The sequence below is a fragment of the Microbacterium sp. 2MCAF23 genome (assembly GCF_052115565.1).
Taxonomy (GTDB): Bacteria; Actinomycetota; Actinomycetes; order Actinomycetales; family Microbacteriaceae; genus Microbacterium.
Window position 1 is genome coordinate 1 of the sequence record NZ_JBFRGY010000027.1, and the last position, 497, is coordinate 497.

Annotated in this window: 1 protein-coding gene; it reads right to left on the minus strand. The window is 70.4% G+C overall.

Annotation, left to right across the window (positions count from 1 at the left end; all coding sequences use genetic code 11):
* Positions 1 to 497 (minus strand): HNH endonuclease signature motif containing protein (locus AB4078_RS18675; RefSeq protein ID WP_441978381.1); only part of this gene is annotated, 497 nt, incomplete at both ends.

The window sequence follows — 497 nt, forward strand, 5'->3', positions numbered from 1 at the left end:
CCGCTGGGGCTGGTCCATTCCAGGACGCCCGCGCCTTTTTGTTTCACGGTCCACGCGGTCTGGTGCTTCAAGACGTGGTGACGTCGGCAGAGTCCGCCGAGGTTGCCTTCTTCGGTGGCGCCGCCGTAGGCGGCGTCGATGGTGTGGTCCAGGTCCTGGGCGGCGGGTGGGAGTCCGCAGGTGGGGAATCGGCAGCGGGAGTCGCGGGCGTGCAGGAGTCGGCGCAGGTCGGTGTTGGGCCGGTAGTGGTCGACGGCGAGGATCGCCCCGGTGATCGGGTGCGTGAGCACGCGTTCCCAAGCGACGGCGTTACCGGCGAGGATGCGGGCGATGTGCGTGTCGATGGGTTGCCCGCTGGCGAGCTCGCCGGCCTGCTCGACGCGAACACCGAACACGGAGCCGAAGCCCGCGGCCGCAGTGTCGGTGCCCGCGCCCGTCCCTGATCTGTACTCGCATGCGCCAGGCCTGTCCGCGGCCATCGCCGTGAACACCGGGAC